Genomic DNA, 19,291 nt, shown 5'->3' with positions numbered 1-19,291 from the left:
AGTATTAAAATAGTTTAGAAACCAACTTGTAAACCAAAAGAAATTGAAGTTGGAATTGGATAGTTCCAGTTTGGATTTTCTGGATCTGAACATGTCAGACTGCTGCTTTTGATTGTCAACAGATTCTGCCCAGAGATATAAATGCGTGCACTTGTCATCATTATTTTAGCGAGTAATTCCTTTGGAAGATTGTAACCAAACTGTAGCGTACGTAACTTCAGATAAGATCCGTTCTCAACAAAGTAAGAAGAAACACGTCCTTCGTCTGCACTATTTCGTGTGGTAAGTGCAGGAATAGTAGCGGAGGTGTTGTCAGTAGTCCATGCACCAAGCATACGGCTTCCTTTGTTTGATCCAGGGTCGGTTATGCTCCAAAAATCGGTCTGGAACTTCTGATTATTATAGACATCTTGGTTACAAACGCCCTGCCAGAACATGGTTAAATCAAAGTTCTTGTAGTTCAAGCCAACGTTTAAGCCATAAGAGAATGCTGGAACTGGGTCAAAAATCCATGTCTGATCTGCCGATGTTATCTTGTTATCGCCATCAAGATCCCTGTATTTCAAACCGCCTACACGGGCATTGTCCTGACCAGAATGGTTCACTTCATCTTGGTTCTGATAGAGTCCCTCGGCTACGTAACCAACGATTGAACCATAAGATTTGTGTGATTGAACGAGGTTTTCCTTTGTAGTATGCGCATAAGAGCCCGTTGTTGACGCAGGTAAACTGGTTACTCTGTTACGGAAGAAATCAAGACTTCCATTCACATCTACACCCAAGCCATTGGCAAAGGTCTTGCGATAACCGATGGCAAACTCCATACCCCAGTTGCGCAGTGAAGGTCCGTTCGACCACGTTGCACCACCTTCTCCCATTGCGCCGAGATAGGCAGGATTGATTAACATGTCGTTGACATTCTTGATATATGCATCCACATTTCCATATAATGAGCCAGAAAAGAGCATATAGTCTACACCTATATTATATTGTGTTGCAGTCTCCCATTTCAGATTTGGATTGGCTGTTTGGATAGCTCTGTAGCCAGAGGGGAATGTTCCAGAGCCTGCCATGTGAAGGTCGTAGGCAGTAGAAGAGACACGATCTAAACCATAATCGCGTACATAAAGGCCGAACTGGGCATTATTGTCGATAGCTTGATTACCGGTCTTACCCCAAGAAAGGCGAAGTTTCAAGTCGTCAAGCCAATCTTTCTTCAACAGTTGTGAAATACGGAAACCTAATGAAGCGGCAGGGAATGTACCCCAACGGTGATTGGCACCAAAGCGAGAAGAACCGTCATAGCGAATGGTGAATGAAGCTAACAGCAAGTCTTGGAAATTGTAATCCACTTTGCCAAAGAATGAAGCCAGACGGTAACCTACCTTTGCACCGCTGTTGCGCATGGTTCCTGTTGCTGCATTAGGCCACATATAGTCTATATCTTCAAGGGCATAGTCTTCTGAATAAGCATTGAAGTCCACTATGCTCTGCTTGTTGATTTCAGAGCCGGCGAGTATCGAGAAGTTATGTTTCTGAAGCGCAAAGTTATAATTCAAAGTGTTCGACCATGTATAGTTCACGTTGTTTGTCTGTCCAAGACTGGTCTTAGCCAAGTTGTTTTTCACAACATCAGATGTGAAAGTGTGGGTTAGCGCATTGATGAATGAGGTTGTGAAATCAAGTCCGAAGTTTGAGCGGAACACCAGGTTCTTCAGTGGTTTAATATCCACAAAGGCATTACCGAATACTCTCCAATAGTCTAAATGGTTATCTTTGTTATGATATTCCTCGCGAACAGGGTTCTGACGGTCACTCATTCCACCTACAGGACCGGCAAAGGTCACGCCGTCAATCTCATATACTGGTACTGTTGGAGCCATTTTCAAAGCATTCTCCATCGGTGCACAATCCACTTGTTTCGTATAGGTAAGGGTGAAGTTCTCACCCACGGTAACCATCTTGTTTAAATTGTATGAGGCATTCATACGTGCCGAGATGTTCTGGAAATCTGTATATTTCAAGATACCATCGTTCTTCTTGTAACCCAAGGAGAACATAGCTGAATGTTTCTCATTGGCATGAGAAAGAGATACATTATAATTGCGGGCAAAACCTGTTCTTGATATTTCATCCACCCAGTCAGTATCTGAAAAGTGCATGGTTTTCTTGCTGTTGATGAAGCCGTCATAGCGTCCATTGACTGTATAGTCCACATATTTTGACTGTGCCGGATTCCATACGGTGATAGAAGTTCCATTGGCTGCATTGATGTCAAGGCCATAGTTTTGGGCATAGATTGCAGGATCAAGGCCATCGTTGAGGGCTGCCTGCACCATTGCCGTAGCATATTGGCGCGTGTTGCTAAGCTTCATCTTGGACTGGTTGGTATAGAATTGTGCCGTGAGGTTGGTTGAGAAGTCTACCTTTACCTTGTCACCTTTCTTTCCTTGCTTGGTCGTAATGATGATTACACCATTAGCCGCGCGTGATCCATAGATAGAAGCTGAAGCTGCATCTTTCAGCACCTGCATGCTTTCAATGTCACTGGCATTGAGTGAGTTCAGGGCAGAATTCGTAGGCACACCATCTACAATGTAGAGTGGATCCTGTGAAGTGTTAAACGAACCAATACCGCGTATTCTCACAGTTCCTGCTCCACTTGGTGAGCCATTGACCGTAATGTTCATGCCAGGAACTTTACCTTGAAGCGCACGCATAGGGTCTGTGTCAGGTGAAGTCTTGAGTGCATCAGTTGAAACTACGGCTACAGAACCCGTCAAATCGGCTTTTCTTTGCGTTGTGTAGCCTGTCACTACGACCTCGTTCAACAGTTTTGATTCTTCTTTCAGTGTGATTTTCAGATTTGGAGCTGCTTTAACATCTTGGGTTACATAGCCGATGTAAGAGATAATAAGGAGTGAACCTTGCTTAACATTCAGTTTGAAATTACCGTCAATGTCAGTGACAATACCGTTTGATGTGCCTTTTTCAATCACCGAGGCACCGATAATCGGGTCGCCATTAGCATCGACAACAGTTCCCGAACATTCTGTTTGCGCAAATAAGATTGAGCAACAGAACATGAGCATTGTGCTCAGGATGAGTCGTTTCAGATTGTTCATTGTTATAAAGTTTAGGTTGATAAAATTCTTCGTAGATAATGATTTTCCAATTGGTATGATATTTTCCGACCGGGTTTCGTAGACCTAAGGCCAGGCCGGTTGTTACGATGTCGAGAGCAAAGATAGTTGCTAATAAAATTAAAAACGTGCAATAATCGTTCAAAAGCTAAAAAACATGTTACATGAAACAAATCTTTTAGCATTTGTTTTAAATGTTATATAAATGGCATTCAAACAGAAACGGGCTTGTTTTCCGCCACATGAAATCCTGCATTCATCATGGTTTAATCATCGAAGAGGCTTTCCTTTTAATTGCAATATTTCTTTTGATTTTACCAAATTTAATGCTATCTTTGTCACATCCTTACATAGAAAGACAAAGTATGAACAAGATTTCGTCTTTTATTCTGACCTTCATGGGTTGCCTTATGATATGCTCTTGCAACAGCAGGAACAGCAAGCAATATGTCATCGGCGTATCACAATGCTCGGAAGACATTTGGCGTGACAAGCTCAATCAGGAACTTCGGACGGCCACTTACATGGAAGACGGTGTGACGATGCGGTTTACTTCGGCCGACGATAACGATAAACGACAGATCCAACAGATAGAACAGTTCATAAAAGACGGTGTCGATTTGCTGATTATCTCGCCCAATCAGGCCCATGCCATTACGCCTGTTGTCGACAAAGCTGTGGAGAAAGGCATTCTGGTTATCCTCTTCGACCGCAAGACTGACGGTAAATATACGGCATTTATCGGGGCTGACAACGTGGAAGTTGGACGTCAGATGGGTGACTATGTGGCCCGACAGCTCGACTATCATGGTAATGTTATTGAGCTTATGGGACTCAAAGGGTCGTCTCCCGCCATTGAACGTCACCGCGGTTTCATAGAGCGTATCAGCAGATATCCGGGCATTAAACTCGTTGAAAGTCTGCAAGGTGACTGGACAAAAGCCAGCGGTCGCCGTGCCATTCAAGCTTTCAGCCAACGCCATGGAACAGCTTCATGCGCCACGATAACCTGTGTTTTTGCGCAGAACGACCGTATGGCCATGGGCGCACGTGAGGCAGGTGTGCTGCCGAAGAATACTTTGTTCTGCGGTGTCGACGCTCTTCCCGGCGAACAGGGAGGCATGAAATTAGTGGCCGACAGCGTGCTTTCAGCCTCTTATATCTATCCAACGCGTGGTGATTTGGTGATGAAATTAGCCATGAATATCCTCAATCATCGCCCTTATCAAAAGGAGAACTTGCTGCAATCAGCCCTCGTCACGCCCGATAAAGCACCACTGATGCTCATGCAGGCCGATGAAATGAACATGCAACAGCAGCGCATTCAGAGCCTGCACGAGCGACTTGACACGTTCTTCATGCGCTACAATCATCAGAAAGTCTATCTGTTGCTCACGCTTATCATCCTTGTTCTGTTCGTAGGTATCTTCTTCTATGTCTATCGCATGGCCCTTTATCGCCACCGTATGACCGAGAAAAGCATCACCGAAAAGCTGCATCACTACATGCAACTCCATGAACAGCGCGCACAATTGGAGCGACATCTCAGGTTGGCAAATGTCCCTCAGCCCGATGAAGTGCTTGATAACGACACGGTTTTCATGAATAAACTCTTCGAATGTATCATCAAGAACCTTGCCAACTCAGAGTTCAATGTCGAAATGTTAGCCTCACAGTTGGACATGAGTCGTGTGCAACTCTATCGCAAAGTGAAGAGTGTCACCGAATCTTCTCCCGTTGAAATCATTCGCATCACACGCTTGCAACAGGCCGACCGACTCTTGAAGCAGGGTGGAATGAATGTCTCTGAGGTTTCTTATCGGGTGGGTTTCTCTTCGCCCTCCTATTTTTCGAAGTGCTATAAAGAGCAGTTCGGACACGTGCCTACAGCCTCGAACGGACATGCAAAAGCGTTGGACGAACCTAACGCATGACTCATGAAAAGATGGCTGTATGTGCAAATCGTCTTGCAATTTGCGTCAGATGACCGTGTAACTTGACACAGATTGCACTGCAATTTGCGTCACTTTACGCCGTAAAATGACTCAAGTAAGCGTGCAACTCGGTACGAGTTGTGTGTTTGAAAGCCCCACGTTGGTGAGCGAAGTGAGCCTACGTGGGGATTAAATAGACGCATGAAATAAACCCGGAACGGGTTCAGCTTCTTCCAAATAAAAGGAGTTATAACCCATTAATCTCTGATTTCGTATAACAAAATCGTAAAAACGTGGGGGATGAAAGGTATCAACAACTGAAGATTTCGCTATCTTTGCAAAAACCAATTCATAATCTTATGCCACAATATCTCAACCAAATCCTTGTGCATTGCGTATTTCATAAACATGCAAAAGCCGTCACCATTCAAGCACAAGACCAATTACCGCTGAATCAGTTCGTCATGCAAACCTGTCATTTCTTACATTGCCCTTGTCTCATTGCCAATGGTGTTGCCGACCATCTGCACTTCTTATTGGTGCTTGCTACTAATACATCAATAGCTGATGTGGTGAAAGAGGTGAAACGGAAAGCCACACTCTTCCTGAAAGAGCGCAATTCTTCTTATTACCATTCCTTTTGTTGGCAAGGCGGATATGGTGCATTCAGCGTTTCAATAAGGCACAGAGATAGTGTATATCAATATATCTATCAACAGCAAGAACACCATAAAAAGATTTCGGCAAAAGATGAGTTTGAATCACTGTTACGCAATGCAGGCATCACAAAATACGATGAAAAATTTTATTGGAGCACGTGAATGAGGAAAAAGCTAAACCCATACTGGGTTTATTCGGCACACACATTTTCACCCCACGTTGGCTCACTTTGCTCGCCAACATGGGGCTTTCAAAAGCATAACTGCTTTGCAGTTACGTTGTAGGCTCATATCTCGCCTGTTATCTTGCCACACTTTCAAAAGTATATCTGCTATGCTGTTGCTATATGGAAAATACCTCATCGCACAACACAACCTTCATTGTCATCGTATAATGATAGGTAATCTGTAAAACAATATATACCCAATCATTTGACAATCTCTATTAAATCATGAGGCAATTTATACTATATCATGTGGTACTCTTCACCCTATTGTTTCATCATAATGACCATGTGGTAAGATAGCAGGCGAGAGATGAGCCTGCAACTTGCGTCAAAACACCGTGTAATTAGCGTCATATTACCATGTAACTTGCGTCAAGTTACGCGCTGAAGTGACGCAAGTTAGGCTGTAATTCGACTCAAGTTACAAGCTGACTTGATGCAGATGGCCACACGAACAGAATTTACGGATCAGGCAAGAAGAGTTATGCCCTATTTTATTAAGTATTGCTTGAACATGGAAATGGCCTTTTCAAGCGGCGCATCTCCCCTACTCTCATGCGCAAATTCCCTGTCAGCGAGCTTCTTCTTCCTGCTGCCATGCGTCCCATTCTTTCATGGCTTCCTTCCAGTCGGTGGCTCCGTTGTCGAGTGCCTGCTGTTCTCTTGCGGCCTCATCGCGGGCTTTGTCGCGCGCACGTTTGGCCTTCATGTCGGCTATGGTGGCCTCATCGAGGATTTGGATTGCACCACGACGAATGGCTTCCTGCAGTTCTTCTTCGCCAAAAGCCTTACCGGGTTCGTTGAAATCTGAGATATTAAATTCGTAGCCTACGCGCAAATCATGACGTATCAGCTTTTGTTTGAGGCGGTTTCCTGCATTCTTCAGGCGCAGCAACTTACCGATTTCGTTGATTTCCTGTTGTGAGAATTTGTTTCTTCCCATGGGTTGTGAAGGGCTGTTTAGGGTTATTCTTTGATTTTTCTGATAAGGGTAAGCCCGTCGCGTAGGGGCAGGATGACTTTCTCCACGCGTTGATCGGCCTGCACATGGTCGTTGAAAGCACGGATGCCGAGCGTCTGTTGGTCGTGGTCGTAGGCTGAATCAATGACATGACCATCCCATAATGTATTGTCGGCCAATAGGAAACCACCCACTCGGAGCAGCTTCATCGCCATTTCATAAGTCTCGATATAGGTGCGTTTGTCACCGTCGATAAAGGCCATGTCGAAGGTAATTCCGAGTTGTGGTGCCAGCAAGTTGGCGTCTCCAATGGTAAAGATGATCTTGTCAGCAACGGGAGATTGCGCTATCCATGGCCGTGTGAAGTCTTCCATTTCGTCGTTGATTTCAAACGTATATAGCTTGCCGTCGTCGTCTAATCCCTCGGCCATGCAGAGCGCACTGTAGCCACTGAACGTGCCCACTTCAAGGATGCGCTTCGGTCGAATCATCGTGACGAGCATCTTTAATAGGCGTCCTTGAATGTGTCCGCTGGCCATTCGGCCGTGGATAGTGTGGATGTTTGTGGCGCGATAGAGGCGGTAAAGATAGTCGTCTTCGGGGTCGATATGCGTCGAGATATAGTCGTTGAGAGACTCTTCCACCTGCTGAAGCGCTGCAAACTGCTGTTCTCCGTGTCTGTTCATTCCCTATTCCACCTTTGATTTATGGGCAATAATGCCGTCAATGGCCATGGCGTAGCCGTGCAAGCCGAAGCCGCAGATGACGCCGAGACAGGCCGGACTGAGGAAAGAATGATGCCGGAAGCCTTCCCGTTGATGCACATTACTGATGTGAACCTCGACAACCGGGCACTTCAGTGAACGGATACAATCCTGCAAGGCAATGCTCGTATGGGTGTAGGCTCCGGCATTCAGCACGATACCGTCAACGCTGAACCCCACTTCCTGAAGTTTGTTGATAAGCTCACCTTCAACATTACTTTGGTAATAATGAAGCTCAATATCGAGAAAACGCGCCTGAAGCGTGGGCAGATAGTCCTCAAATGAGCGGTTACCATAAATGTCGGGCTCGCGCTTCCCAAGCAAGTTGAGGTTGGGCCCATTGATGATTTGTATCTTCATATATTCGTTTTTTTTATTTATCTTTGCAGAAGTAAGGACGTAATAGAGAGCAGAAGCGCTCGTTTCTTACACGTTCCTGTAGCAGCAAAAATAATAAAATAAATGGAAACCGACAAGAAAAGCAGTGCCAATGTGCTGAAGTCTTACCTGCGTTATCTGAAGTTAGAGCGCAATTATTCACAGAACACGCTCGATGCCTACAGTCATGACATCACGTGGCTCATGGACTATTGCAAGCGCGAAGGACTCGAAATGACGGCTTTGCAGCTTGAAGATCTGCAGCATTTTGCAGCTACTTTGCACGAGTTTCAAATTGGTCCGCGCTCACAATCACGCATCTTGAGTGGTATCCGCTCGTTTTATCGCTTCCTTTTACTTGATGGTTACATCGAAACTGACCCCACAGAACTGCTCGAATCTCCTGCTTTGGGACAGCATTTACCCGAGGTTCTGTCGACAGCTGAAGTCGATATGCTGGAACAGAGCATAGACCTCAGTAAGCCGGAAGGCCAGCGTAACCGCGCCATTATTGAGGTGTTGTTCTCCTGCGGACTGCGAGTTTCAGAGCTTGTCAACCTGAAACTCTCCCAACTTTACCTTGATGACGGCTTCATTCGCGTGCTCGGCAAGGGTTCGAAAGAGCGGCTTGTGCCCATTTCTCCACGTGCTATTAAGGAACTTCAACTGTGGTTTACCGACCGTGTTCACCTCAATATCAAACCCGGTGAAGAGGATTTTGTGTTCTTGAACCGTCGTGGTCATCACCTCACTCGCACCATGATTCTCATCATGATCAAGCGACAGGCAGAAGAAGCGGGTATAAAGAAGACCATTTCTCCCCACACCCTGCGCCATAGTTTCGCCACTGCGCTGCTCCAAGGTGGTGCTGATTTGCGAGCCATTCAAGCCATGCTGGGCCATGAGAGCATCGGAACCACCGAGATTTATACGCATATCGACACGACAACTCTGCGTGAAGAAATCCTTAATCACCACCCAAGGAACATGAGGAAGAATGTGGAATGAGGAATGAGAAGTGTGGAGTTTATCTCCCCACAAAGCCTAACGACAACACGCTTACTTTGATATCGCCTGCCTTGGCGAGTTCTTTTGCGCAGGCAAGCATCGTGGAACCCGTGGTGATGACATCGTCGATAAGAAGCAGATGACGCTCAACGATGCGCTCTGGATGCTGCAATCGGAAGGCATCTTTCACGTTCTCGCGGCGCAGTTCGATGCTCTGTTGAGTCTGGCTGCCGTCAAAACGTATGCGTTTCAGCACTTTGTTTTCAATGGGAATGTGTGTGATATGTGCCACACCTTCGGCAATAAGCAGGCTTTGATTATAGCCACGCTCGCGCATTCTGCCTTTCGTGAGTGGCACTGGGATAATCAAATCAATGCCTTCAAAGAAGCCGTTAGCCTGCATTTCGCATGCCATCATCTCGCCAAGTTGGTGACCAATGGCTGCGCGGTGATGATATTTAAGGTCGTAAATAGCGCGACTGGCAGGCGATTTTGCCGAATAATAGAACCAAGCGGCAGCCTTTTCAATGGGCACTTGCTTCCAAAAAATGCGGCAAAGTGGGTTGTCGAATGGCGAAAGGGCATGGTCAGTGCGTGGCAAATGGCGGTTACATGGGGCACAAATCACCTTTTCTGTGACGGTCAACCGACTGCCACAGACAGCGCACAAGCGTGGTGCAATGAGGTCGAAAAACCTGTCTAAGAAGCTAATCATCTAATAGTTCGTCGGCATCGTCAATGCATTGGCGAATGAGTCGCACATCAAATCCGCGTCCCATGGCAAACTTAATGAGTTTCATGGAGCGTTCATATTCATTGCGGGCCTTTATGGTTGGCCACTTATGTTTGATGAGAGGACGCAGCTTTTCAAGATACATCTCATCGGAAATTTCGTCAAGTATGGGGTCGGAAACACTGCGGGGAATGCCTTTCATGTAGAGCGCTTGCTCCACTTTACGCCGTCCCCAGCCGTTATATTGTATCTTATCCTTGACGAAAGCCTCACAAAATCGGCTGTCATCAATGAAATGATGTTCGGTGAGATAGGCTATGATGCGTGCTTGTGCATCTTCTTCTATCTCCCATTTCCTGAGTTTTTCAAGCATTTCCTGCGTGCAGTGTTCGCCTTTAGCACAAAGAGAAGCTAAGCGAAGTTGGGCTTGTTGTTCGGTCATGAGAAGAAAATAAAGCCTCACCCCCAGCCCCTCTCCAAGGAGAGGGGAGCCGCTAAATGAGGCTACTTGTATTTTGTTTATGAATAATTATTTATACGTTGTTACGTAATAAGATAGGAAAACGCCTTTCTATGCATCCTTTTCTCAAGCTGATACTCCCTCCCTTGGGGAGGGTCGGGGTGGGTATCAGTCTCTTTGAACATCCTTTTCTCAAGCTCACACTCCCTCCCTTGGGGAGGGCCGGGGTGGGTATCAGGCGTTTTGAACAGCCTTTTCTCAAGCTCACACTCCCTCCCTTGGGGAGGGTCGGGGTGGGTATCAGCCTCTTTGAACATCCTTTTCTCAAGCTCACACTCCCTCCCTTGGGGAGGGCTGGGGTGGGTATCAGTCTCTTCGGGCTATCACTATCCTCTCCTTTCCATACTGATCTTCCTTTCTTTCGATTTGTTCATAGCCCATATGCTCCAACATCTTGCATGTCTCTTCGGCATAAATGGGATTGATTTCAAACGCGAGCATGCCGGATGGTTTGAGGTGGGAAAGACCGTAACGGGCAATGGAACGATAGAAAAGAAGTGGGTCGTCATCGGGCACAAAGAGGGCCGTGTGAGGCTCATGTGCCAGCACATGCTTCGCCATGTCCTTGCTTTCGCGGTCGCAGATATAGGGAGGATTCGACACGATGATGTCGAAAGGCGGTGCATTGAGAGCCATTTCGTCAGGGTTTAAGGCATCCTGCAGCTCAAGATTCACGTGAGCCTGCAGCCGATGTGCATTCTCTCTTGCGATTATCAAGGCGTCTCCGGAGATGTCCCAGGCCGTAACCGTGCAGTTCCAAAGGTCGAGTGCGAGTGTGACAGCAATGCAACCGCTGCCCGTTCCAATGTCAAGCACACGCAAAGGTTCGGGAGGTTGAAGGGCACAATAGGGCCTGTTGTAGGCCGAAATGACCTCTTTGCAAAGCATTTCTGTTTCGGGACGTGGGATAAGTACACCTGGAGCAACCATGTAATCACGGCCACAAAAGCGGGCTTTTCCCACGACATACTGCACCGGTTCGCCTGCTTCCAACCGCTCGATCAGCGTTTCCATGCGCACTTTCTCCTCGTCAGTGAGGCGGTCAAGTCCGTCGGTATAGAGATCGGTCAGCGTGAGATTGAACCTCTCTTCCAATAGCGTTCTCACGACAGCCTTGGCTTCCCGCTCGTCATAAAGAGGCAGCAGACGCCGCCATAGCTGGCTATAAGTCATTGATATCATTGAGTTTTTGAATGAATTCCTCACGTGCCCGGCGCACTTCTTGTGCTGCTTCGTCGTTTAATGTGGAGCTGATGTCGATGTGATTATTCTTGTGTCGGTCGGGCGAATCATTGTCCAAGAGTTCCACAATGCGCCCCATGCGCAGGTGGTTCAGGCTCTGTGCCGGTTGATAGCGCGTGTCTTCGTCTTTGCTGTTGCCCACAACGGTGACGAGTTTCACGTGTTCCAACCGTGTAAGGGCATCGCAGACGAGACGGATAGGAATGCCCGTGAGCTGCTTAATCTCAAGCACTGTGAGTGCCGGATGCCCCTCGCTGAAGCGCTTGATGATGTGCCGCATCACGAGAAGTGCTATCTTTCGGCGGTTCGCCTCACTGATATCCTTGGGACTGATCATGTATTCATAATAGTCGAGATATTGGTTCATATAGCACAGTTCGGCGCAGAACAGACAGATATACCACGATATCTGCATCCACAACATGAACAGGGGTAGGGCGGCAAGCGACCCATATACGGCGTTATAGCCCGAGAGAAAGAGCTGTCCGTGCACGTAGCCCCACTGCACGAGGAGCATCAATATGGCTGCCAATATCGCCGGACCTACGGCCGCAGAGAACTTCACCCGCGTGTTGGGCATCACCACGAAGAGGGCTATGAAGATAAGCGTCAGGACTACGAAAGGCAGCAGTTTGACCAAAATGCGTGCTATCGGGCCGAGAATGATGAATGCCTGCAGGTGGTCGGTTGTGGTGTTTGCGATGATACTTACCCCCGACATGACGATGATAATCACGGGAACAAGGAACATCATTGACAGGTTGTCGGCCAGAAACCTGCCGACAGATCGCTTTCTTTCTACTTGCCAGATGATGTTGAAAACATTCTCTACATTGTAGATAAGACTCAGCACACTATAGAGCATGAACAGCAGACCGATGCCGATAAACAGGCCTGTCTGTGCATGCTGCAGGTAGGAGTCGGCCAATGAGATGATTGACTCGGCGGCCTGCGGTTGGCTGTCTAAGGTGCTTCGGAGCCATGTTTCGATGTATTTGGAGAGTCCGAAACCGCGCCCAATTGCAAAGATCATGGCGAAGATAGGCACGATAGCAAGGATTGTACTGAATGAAAGTTGAGTGGCATAGTCCACATGTCCGCGCTCAATAAACAGTCTTATGGCCATGTACATCTTGCGCACGACGTTGAGTCCTGTGCGTTTACACCAGCCGTTCTCATGCTCCTCCCGGTTCCAAATGCCGAAGGTCATGAAATATTTCAGTCTTGAAAGTTTGTTCATAACGTTGCAAATATAAGCAAATAATGTAAGGTTTGCAATGAAAGCGATAAGAAAAAAGCAAACGCTTTGACTTTTGTGGGGTCGGGGAGAAGATGTTCCTGTTGAGGCTTGAAGCATGGGTTGTTTGTAAATTTATTTGGTCATGGATTTGCATTCGCCTCAAAAAATGATTATCTTTGCCCCAGGGAAAGTCGGTTGGAGCTTTCCCTTTTTTCATGCCTTGTTGCAAACGGCCTTGCAATAAGCCTCAGAATGCGTTGTCATTTGCGTCAGATGAGCATGTAATCTGCGTCAGAATGCGAGGTGATATGACTGAGATTGCGCACTGAAATGATGCAGATTGCAGGATAAATGACAAGAAATCATGAGCCAAGAAGCTGCTTACGGAAAAACAGAACAATGCAGGACAGGATTTGATGTCATAATTTCGGTAATTTTTTTAGAAAGTAGTAAGCTATGAAAAAGCCCTGTTTTGGGATTAAAAAATTATGGGGAAAGGAGATGATTTCTTATTTATAGAGAGGAAAGCCCTAAAAGAAAATAAAAAAAAACAAATCCTTATGCTATTCCAAAAGATAGCGTTACTTTTGCATGATAAACCGATTTTTGAAGTAATGAGTTTGACAAGCATAGCAGGAAAGCTGTTCCTGCCACGACAAAAAGATTTGGAACGCTATGCCACAGAGGGCGTGAAGATGCAGCAGAAAGTGCTGAAGCGTCTTGTTGAACATGGCAGTCAGACGGAGTATGGACGCAAGTTCGGCGTGCAGAGCAGTCATTATGAAGACTTTGCCCATAGGCTTCCCGTCGTTACCTACGAGGAACTCAAGGGCGACATCGACCGTATGCGCCACGGAGAAGCTGATGTATTGTGGCCGGGTCGTGTCAAATGGTATGCCAAGTCATCGGGAACGACCAACGACAAGAGCAAGTTTATTCCTGTCTCTAAAGACGGATTGAACCATATCCACTATGCAGGTGGTGCCGACGTTGTAGCCCTCTATCTGCGCAACAACCCGCAAAGCAGACTCTTTGATGGGCGTGGTTTAATCCTCGGTGGCAGTCATTCTCCGAATTATAATGTGGCAGGTTCGCTTGTCGGAGACCTCAGTGCAATCCTCATAGAGAATATAAATCCGCTGGCAAATCTCGTGCGTGTGCCGAAGAAGAAGACTGCTTTGCTGAGTGATTTCGAGGTGAAACGCGACCTCATCGCACGCGAATGCCTCCATAAGAACGTGACGAATATCTCGGGTGTTCCCAGTTGGATGCTGAGTGTTTTGGTGCGTGTCATGGAGCTTTCCGGCAAGAAACACCTTGAAGAAGTATGGCCCAACCTTGAAGTTTTCTTTCATGGTGGCATTGCTTTCACGCCTTATCGCCCGCAATATGAACAGCTTATCACGAGCGGGAAGATGCAATATATGGAGACTTACAACGCCAGTGAAGGCTTCTTCGGCATTCAAAGTGACCCGCAGGACAAGAGTCTTTTGCTGATGACCGACTATGATGTATTCTATGAATTCATTCCCATGGACGAGTATGGCACAGATAATCCGACAATCATTCCACTTGAGGGTGTGCAGAAGGGCATTAACTATGCCATGGTGATTACAACGAGTTGCGGGCTGTGGCGCTATGTTATTGGCGACACCGTGAGTTTCACGAGCACGAATCCCTATAAGTTTGTCATCACAGGTCGCACCAAATACTTCATCAATGCCTTTGGAGAAGAGCTGATTATGGACAATGCAGAGAAGGGATTGGCCTATGCCTGCAAGGAAACAGGGGCTGAAATCAGCGAATATACTGCCGCTCCTGTCTACATGGACAGCAAGGCGAAATGCCGTCATCAGTGGCTCATTGAGTTTGCAAAAGCCCCTGATTCCCTCGAACATTTTGCCGATTTGCTGGATAAAAAGCTGCAGGAAATCAACAGTGATTACGAGGCAAAGCGCTTCCATGATGTCACTTTGCAGCATTTAGAGGTTATCGAAGCGCGCCAAGGGCAATTCAACGACTGGCTGAAAGCTAAGGGAAAGCTCGGCGGACAGCATAAGATACCGCGGTTGAGCAACAGCAGAAAGGTGATAGAAGAGGTGATGAAGACCTCCCATGAACGTCTCTAACCCACCCCGACCCTCCCGAAGGGAGGGAGTTTCTGATTGCAGTTGGTCGGTGAAAAAACGGAAATATATGAAGATAAAGCAGATGATTACCTCGTCAAATCAAAGAAAGATAAAGGAAAAGATACGCATTCTCTTGTGCTTTATACTCCCCTCCTTGGGAGGGGTAGGGGGAGGTTTCACCTCTTGTGCACGCATGGGAAACCCTGATGGCGGCTGGTATGATGAGACTCCGCCAAGAGTTATCGGGGCAACGCCGGCCGATAAAGACATCAATGTGAAAGTCAGGAAGGTGAAAATCAGTTTTGATGAGTTCGTCAAGATAGACAATCCGAGTGAGAATGTGATTGTTTCTCCACCGCAATTGGAAACTCCCGAAATCAAGGCTGCAGGCAAATCGATTGAAGTGAAGCTGCTCGATTCGCTCAAAGCTAACACTACTTACACGATTGATTTCAGTGATGCAATCAGTGATAATAACGAGGGAAACCCGCTCGGAAACTACACTTACAGCTTCTCTACGGGTGCAGAGATCGACACAATGGAGGTGTCTGGCTATGTGGTTGCAGCCCAGAACCTCGAGCCAGTGAAAGGAATTCTCGTGGGACTCTATGCAAATCAAGCCGATTCTGCCTTTCAGAAGCTGCCGATGTTGCGTGTAAGCAGGACGGACAGTCGTGGACATTTCGTCATCAAAGGTGTCAAGCAAGGCTCTTATCGGGTGTATGCGTTGCAGGATATGGACGGAAACTATCAGTTCACTCAAAAGAGTGAGATGATTGCTTTCAATCATGATACCATCACAACTTCAATGAAGGGCGACATCCGACAAGACACTTTATGGACCGACTCTCTGCATATTGCCGACATTAAGCGCGTGGGATATACCCACTTCCTGCCTGATGATATCACGCTGCGTGCCTTCAACGAAACGCTGACCAACCGTTATTTGCTGAGCGTTACACGCAATGAAGCCAATCATTTTGCGGTGAATTTCAGTTATGGAAATGCCGAGTTACCTCGTATAAAAGGCTTGAATTTCAATGCAGATAATGCTTTTGTGGTCATTCCCAACGTCAAGAGAGACACCATCGACTATTGGCTGCGTGACACGGCACTTGTCAATCAAGATACGCTTCGCATGGAAATGTCGTATCTCATGACCGATTCTTTGGGACAACTCGTCACGAACACTGACACCATGGAGGTGCTTTCAAAACAGCCTTACGAGCGAAGAATGAAGCAAAGAAAGGCTACTTATGAGAAATGGCAAAAGCAACAGGAGCGTGCTAAGAAGAAAGGAGAGCCTTATCTGACTGAAATGCCGCGTGAACTATTGGCGATGAGCATTAAAAGTTCAAGTGAACTCGATCCCGATAAGAATGTTCAGCTACAGTTTAAAACACCACTTGCGCACGTAGATACGACCAAAATCCACCTCTATACGAAGATAGATACCCTATGGTATCGTTCGCATTTCCTTTTCCAGCCTGTGGCCCGGCGCAATGCCGAGGGGCGGATGGTGAGGCCGGACTCACTGGAACACGGCATGGAATACGAGCTTTTAGGTGAATGGAAGCCTGGGCAGGAGTACAGTCTTGAAATAGATAGCATGGCTTTTACAGACATTTATGGGGCTGTGACGGCCAAGTTCAAGCAGGGACTCAAGGTGAAGAGCAATGACGAATACAGCACATTGCTCATTACGTTGACAGGAATGGACGGTCAGCCCTGCATCGTTCAGCTGCTCGACCGCAATGATAACGTCGTCAAAGAGGTGCAGGCCGAGGATCATCAAGCCGAGTTTTACTATCTGAAACCCGATACTTATTATCTTCGTCTCTTTGTAGATGCAAACCATAATGGCATGTGGGACACCGGAGATTATGCTGCAGACCGTCAGCCCGAGGCTGTATATTACTATCCGGGAAAGATAGAATGCAAGGCCAAATGGGACATGACAGAGCGTTGGAACCCTACTTCGACACCGCTTTATCTCCAGAAACCCGAGCAAATCACTAAGCAGAAGGCCGATAAACAGAAGACGGTGAAGCGGCGAAATGCCGAACGTGCCAAGCAATTGGGCATCACTTACGGACAAGGAAACATATAATGTATAACTTAAGAAAATATGGTAGACCGAATGAAATATATAAAAAAGCATTATTGCATGATGCCGCATCGTGCAGCAATTGTAAGGCGTTGTGTTCTCATAGCCATGTTGCTGTGCAGTCTTTCGACTGCTGTTAAGGCGCAGGAAAGTAACTGTTCTTTTCGAAATACGGCCTTCAAGTCGGGCGAATTCCTGTCGTATAACCTCTATTACAATTGGAAATTCGTGTGGGTGAAGGCTGGAACAGCCAGCATGTACACCGTGCAGAGCCGTTACGATGGCAAGCCTGCCTATCGCTGCAGCCTCACAACGCGTGGCAACGGCCAGCTCGATAACTTCTTTGTGCTGCGTGATACGCTGCTCTGTTATAATACTTTAGACTTGGAACCGCTTTATTTTCGCAAGGGTGCACGCGAGGGAAAGCGCTACACTGTGGATGAAGTTTATTATAGTTATGGCAGTGGAAAGACCAATGTTCGCCAGCACCGCCAGCATAACGATGGTTCACACACATGGGCTAAACATAGTTATAGCGACTGCGTTTACGACATGATGAGTATCTTTATGCGTGCACGTTCGTTCGATCCTGCCAATTGGAAGAAGGGCAATGTGGTCAACTTTCCGATTGTCGACGGTGATGATCGCACGCCTGCACAGCTTCGTTTCGATGGCAGAGCAACCGTAAAGGCGGATAACGGACAAAAGTATCAGTGCTTACGATTGGCTTATCTCGAACTTACAGACGGCAAATACAAGCGCTTGGTCGACTTTTATGTAACCGATGATGCCAATCATGTGCCCGTGCGTCTTGACATGTTTCTGCGCTTCGGCTCTGCAAAGGCTTTCCTTACCGGTGCTAAAGGGCTTAGAAATTGATGCAAGCGCGTTTTTGGGATGAATTGTATCATAGGCCTGAAAGATTGAAAAAACGCACTGAAACGAAAGGAAATACGTTATGATTAATCGTTTACCATGACTTGAAAGCCTGAAATAAGCGATATAGGAAGACCGAGTGCATCGGTCTTCTTTTTGTTTCTTGTCTGGTGTAGTCAGTCAACTGATTACGCTGTTTCGCGATAAGCTAAAATGGGGTTCCATGACATGGCGTTGTAACTTGTATTGAATTACCTCGTAATTTGACTCATTTCACAGCCTAACTTGCATCACTTTACCACGCAAAGTGACGCTGATTACACGCTAATATGACGCAAGTTGCAAGACGATTAAATAGAGATTATCAAATGATTGGGTATATATTGTTCTACGGATTACCTATTATCATATGATGACAATGGAGGTTATGTTGTGCAACGAGTGCCATGCTGGGCTATCCCGACTTTCATTCCTATGGATGACAATGGATATTATGCTGTACGATGAAGCACTTTTCATGTAGTAACTGCATAGCAGATATGCTTTTGAAAGTGTGGCAAGATAACAGGCGAGATATGAGCCTGCAACGTAACTGCGTAGCAGTTATGCTTTTGAAAGCCCCATGTTGGCGAGCAAAGTGAGCCAACGTGGGGTGAAAATGTGTGTGCCGAATAAACCCAGTATGGGTTTAGCTTTTTCCTCATTCACGTGCTCCAATAAAATTTTTCATCGTATTTTGTGATGCCTGCATTGCGTAACAGTGATTCAAACTCATCTTTTGCCGAAATCTTTTTATGGTGTTCTTGCTGTTGATAGATATATTGATATACACTATCTCTGTGCCTTATTGAAACGCTGAATGCACCATATCCGCCTTGCCAACAAAAGGAATGGTAATAAGAAGGATTGCGCTCTTTGAGGAAGAGTGTGGCTTTCCGTTTCACCTCTTTCACCACATCAGCTATTGATACATTGGTAGCAAGCACCAATAAGAAGTGCAGATGGTCGGCTACACCATTGGCAATGAGACAAGGGCAATGTAAGAAATGACAGGTTTGCATGACGAACTGATTCAGCGGTAATTGGTCCTGTGCTTGAATGGTGACGGCTTTTGCATGTTTATGAAATACGCAATGCACAAGGATTTGGTTGAGATATTGTGGCATAAGATTATGAATTGGTTTTTGCAAAGATAGTGAAATCCTCAGTTGTTGATACCTTTCTCCCCCACGTTTTTACGATTTTGTTATACGAAATCAGAGATTAATGGGTTATAACTCCTTTTAGTTGGAAAAAGCTGAACCCGTTCCGGGTTCATTTCATGCGTTTATTTAATCCCCACGTAGGCTTGCTTCGCTTGCCAACATGGG

Annotated in this window: 16 protein-coding genes; 6 read left to right on the top strand and 10 right to left on the bottom strand. The window is 46.4% G+C overall.

The features are described from left to right. Nucleotides 1–14: 14 nt before the first annotated feature. Nucleotides 15–3,125: a SusC/RagA family TonB-linked outer membrane protein gene (locus EL210_RS02610; protein WP_018921150.1), complete on the bottom strand. Its 3,111-nt coding sequence runs from the start codon at nucleotides 3,123–3,125 to the stop codon at nucleotides 15–17. Nucleotides 3,126–3,508: 383 nt separating this feature from the next. Here EL210_RS02610 and EL210_RS02605 point away from each other — a divergent pair, with 383 nt between their 5' ends. Next, the gene (locus tag EL210_RS02605; protein ID WP_018921151.1) at nucleotides 3,509–5,077 is read left to right on the top strand and encodes an AraC family transcriptional regulator; all 1,569 of its coding nucleotides are present in this window, start codon (nucleotides 3,509–3,511) and stop codon (nucleotides 5,075–5,077) included. A 359-nt stretch (nucleotides 5,078–5,436) separates the two neighbouring features. Continuing rightward, nucleotides 5,437–5,898, top strand: a complete 462-nt coding sequence (locus EL210_RS02600) for a transposase (protein ID WP_018919695.1) — start codon at nucleotides 5,437–5,439, stop codon at nucleotides 5,896–5,898. Nucleotides 5,899–6,534: 636 nt separating this feature from the next. Here the strand turns inward: EL210_RS02600 and EL210_RS02595 are convergent. The 3 genes from EL210_RS02595 to aroQ are packed head-to-tail and all read right to left on the bottom strand — an operon-like array spanning nucleotide 6,535 to nucleotide 8,048. Beyond that, nucleotides 6,535–6,906 carry a hypothetical protein gene (locus EL210_RS02595; protein WP_018919684.1) on the bottom strand — a complete coding sequence of 124 codons (372 nt, stop codon included), beginning with the start codon at nucleotides 6,904–6,906 and terminating at the stop codon, nucleotides 6,535–6,537. Nucleotides 6,907–6,929: 23 nt separating this feature from the next. Then, the gene (locus tag EL210_RS02590; protein ID WP_018919685.1) at nucleotides 6,930–7,610 is read right to left on the bottom strand and encodes an O-methyltransferase; all 681 of its coding nucleotides are present in this window, start codon (nucleotides 7,608–7,610) and stop codon (nucleotides 6,930–6,932) included. A gap of 3 nt (nucleotides 7,611–7,613) precedes the next feature. Next, the gene (aroQ, locus tag EL210_RS02585) at nucleotides 7,614–8,048 is read right to left on the bottom strand and encodes a type II 3-dehydroquinate dehydratase (protein ID WP_018919686.1); all 435 of its coding nucleotides are present in this window, start codon (nucleotides 8,046–8,048) and stop codon (nucleotides 7,614–7,616) included. A 102-nt stretch (nucleotides 8,049–8,150) separates the two neighbouring features. Between aroQ and xerA the strand changes: the two genes are divergently transcribed. Continuing rightward, nucleotides 8,151–9,074, top strand: coding sequence for a site-specific tyrosine recombinase/integron integrase (gene xerA / locus EL210_RS02580; protein WP_004377911.1), 924 nt, complete (start codon nucleotides 8,151–8,153; stop codon nucleotides 9,072–9,074). A 19-nt stretch (nucleotides 9,075–9,093) separates the two neighbouring features. On the opposite strand, the gene EL210_RS02575 is transcribed toward xerA, so the two are convergent. The 5 genes from EL210_RS02575 to EL210_RS02555 form a co-directional block, all read right to left on the bottom strand. Further along, the gene (locus tag EL210_RS02575) at nucleotides 9,094–9,789 is read right to left on the bottom strand and encodes a ComF family protein (protein WP_018919687.1); all 696 of its coding nucleotides are present in this window, start codon (nucleotides 9,787–9,789) and stop codon (nucleotides 9,094–9,096) included. Continuing rightward, a complete protein-coding gene (locus EL210_RS02570; protein ID WP_018919688.1) occupies nucleotides 9,782–10,249 on the bottom strand; it encodes a regulatory protein RecX in 468 nt (155 codons plus the stop codon). Before EL210_RS02570 ends, EL210_RS02575 begins: the two co-directional genes overlap by 8 nt. Before the next feature lie 101 nt (nucleotides 10,250–10,350). Continuing rightward, nucleotides 10,351–10,584, bottom strand: a complete 234-nt coding sequence (locus tag EL210_RS13735) for a hypothetical protein (RefSeq protein WP_018919689.1) — start codon at nucleotides 10,582–10,584, stop codon at nucleotides 10,351–10,353. 49 nt (nucleotides 10,585–10,633) lie between these two features. Beyond that, nucleotides 10,634–11,500 carry a peptide chain release factor N(5)-glutamine methyltransferase gene (gene prmC / locus EL210_RS02560; RefSeq protein ID WP_018919690.1) on the bottom strand — a complete coding sequence of 289 codons (867 nt, stop codon included), beginning with the start codon at nucleotides 11,498–11,500 and terminating at the stop codon, nucleotides 10,634–10,636. Next, nucleotides 11,490–12,809: a YihY/virulence factor BrkB family protein gene (locus tag EL210_RS02555; RefSeq protein WP_018919691.1), complete on the bottom strand. Its 1,320-nt coding sequence runs from the start codon at nucleotides 12,807–12,809 to the stop codon at nucleotides 11,490–11,492. Before EL210_RS02555 ends, prmC begins: the two co-directional genes overlap by 11 nt. Nucleotides 12,810–13,423: 614 nt before the next feature. Between EL210_RS02555 and EL210_RS02550 the strand changes: the two genes are divergently transcribed. From EL210_RS02550 to EL210_RS02540, 3 genes are all read left to right on the top strand, one after another. Beyond that, entirely contained in the window at nucleotides 13,424–14,938 is a 1,515-nt protein-coding gene (locus EL210_RS02550; RefSeq protein ID WP_018919692.1) for a GH3 auxin-responsive promoter family protein, read from the top strand. Between the two features lie 67 nt (nucleotides 14,939–15,005). Beyond that, nucleotides 15,006–17,048 (top strand): Ig-like domain-containing protein, encoded by a 2,043-nt coding sequence (locus EL210_RS02545; protein ID WP_018919693.1) that lies wholly within the window; start codon nucleotides 15,006–15,008, stop codon nucleotides 17,046–17,048. 60 nt (nucleotides 17,049–17,108) lie between these two features. Beyond that, entirely contained in the window at nucleotides 17,109–17,924 is an 816-nt protein-coding gene (locus EL210_RS02540) for a DUF3108 domain-containing protein (protein ID WP_018919694.1), read from the top strand. Between the two features lie 701 nt (nucleotides 17,925–18,625). On the opposite strand, the gene EL210_RS02535 is transcribed toward EL210_RS02540, so the two are convergent. Continuing rightward, nucleotides 18,626–19,087 carry a transposase gene (locus EL210_RS02535; RefSeq protein ID WP_126370194.1) on the bottom strand — a complete coding sequence of 154 codons (462 nt, stop codon included), beginning with the start codon at nucleotides 19,085–19,087 and terminating at the stop codon, nucleotides 18,626–18,628. Between the last annotated feature and the right edge of the window lie 204 nt (nucleotides 19,088–19,291).

Source organism: Segatella oris (genome assembly GCF_900637655.1).
Taxonomy (GTDB): domain Bacteria; phylum Bacteroidota; class Bacteroidia; order Bacteroidales; family Bacteroidaceae; genus Prevotella; species Prevotella oris.
The sequence above is the reverse complement of the archived record's forward strand: the minus strand, read 5'-3'. Positions and strand labels throughout refer to the sequence as shown.

Coding starts and splice junctions, on each gene's coding strand:
- EL210_RS02610 (WP_018921150.1), bottom strand. CDS start 3,125: ATGAACAATCTGAAACGACTCATCCTGAGCACAATGCTCATGTTCTGT.
- EL210_RS02605 (WP_018921151.1), top strand. CDS start 3,509: ATGAACAAGATTTCGTCTTTTATTCTGACCTTCATGGGTTGCCTTATG.
- EL210_RS02600 (WP_018919695.1), top strand. CDS start 5,437: ATGCCACAATATCTCAACCAAATCCTTGTGCATTGCGTATTTCATAAA.
- EL210_RS02595 (WP_018919684.1), bottom strand. CDS start 6,906: ATGGGAAGAAACAAATTCTCACAACAGGAAATCAACGAAATCGGTAAG.
- EL210_RS02590 (WP_018919685.1), bottom strand. CDS start 7,610: ATGAACAGACACGGAGAACAGCAGTTTGCAGCGCTTCAGCAGGTGGAA.
- aroQ (WP_018919686.1), bottom strand. CDS start 8,048: ATGAAGATACAAATCATCAATGGGCCCAACCTCAACTTGCTTGGGAAG.
- xerA (WP_004377911.1), top strand. CDS start 8,151: ATGGAAACCGACAAGAAAAGCAGTGCCAATGTGCTGAAGTCTTACCTG.
- EL210_RS02575 (WP_018919687.1), bottom strand. CDS start 9,789: ATGATTAGCTTCTTAGACAGGTTTTTCGACCTCATTGCACCACGCTTG.
- EL210_RS02570 (WP_018919688.1), bottom strand. CDS start 10,249: ATGACCGAACAACAAGCCCAACTTCGCTTAGCTTCTCTTTGTGCTAAA.
- EL210_RS13735 (WP_018919689.1), bottom strand. CDS start 10,584: ATGTTCAAAGAGGCTGATACCCACCCCGACCCTCCCCAAGGGAGGGAG.
- prmC (WP_018919690.1), bottom strand. CDS start 11,500: ATGACTTATAGCCAGCTATGGCGGCGTCTGCTGCCTCTTTATGACGAG.
- EL210_RS02555 (WP_018919691.1), bottom strand. CDS start 12,809: ATGAACAAACTTTCAAGACTGAAATATTTCATGACCTTCGGCATTTGG.
- EL210_RS02550 (WP_018919692.1), top strand. CDS start 13,424: ATGAGTTTGACAAGCATAGCAGGAAAGCTGTTCCTGCCACGACAAAAA.
- EL210_RS02545 (WP_018919693.1), top strand. CDS start 15,006: ATGAAGATAAAGCAGATGATTACCTCGTCAAATCAAAGAAAGATAAAG.
- EL210_RS02540 (WP_018919694.1), top strand. CDS start 17,109: ATGCCGCATCGTGCAGCAATTGTAAGGCGTTGTGTTCTCATAGCCATG.
- EL210_RS02535 (WP_126370194.1), bottom strand. CDS start 19,087: ATGCCACAATATCTCAACCAAATCCTTGTGCATTGCGTATTTCATAAA.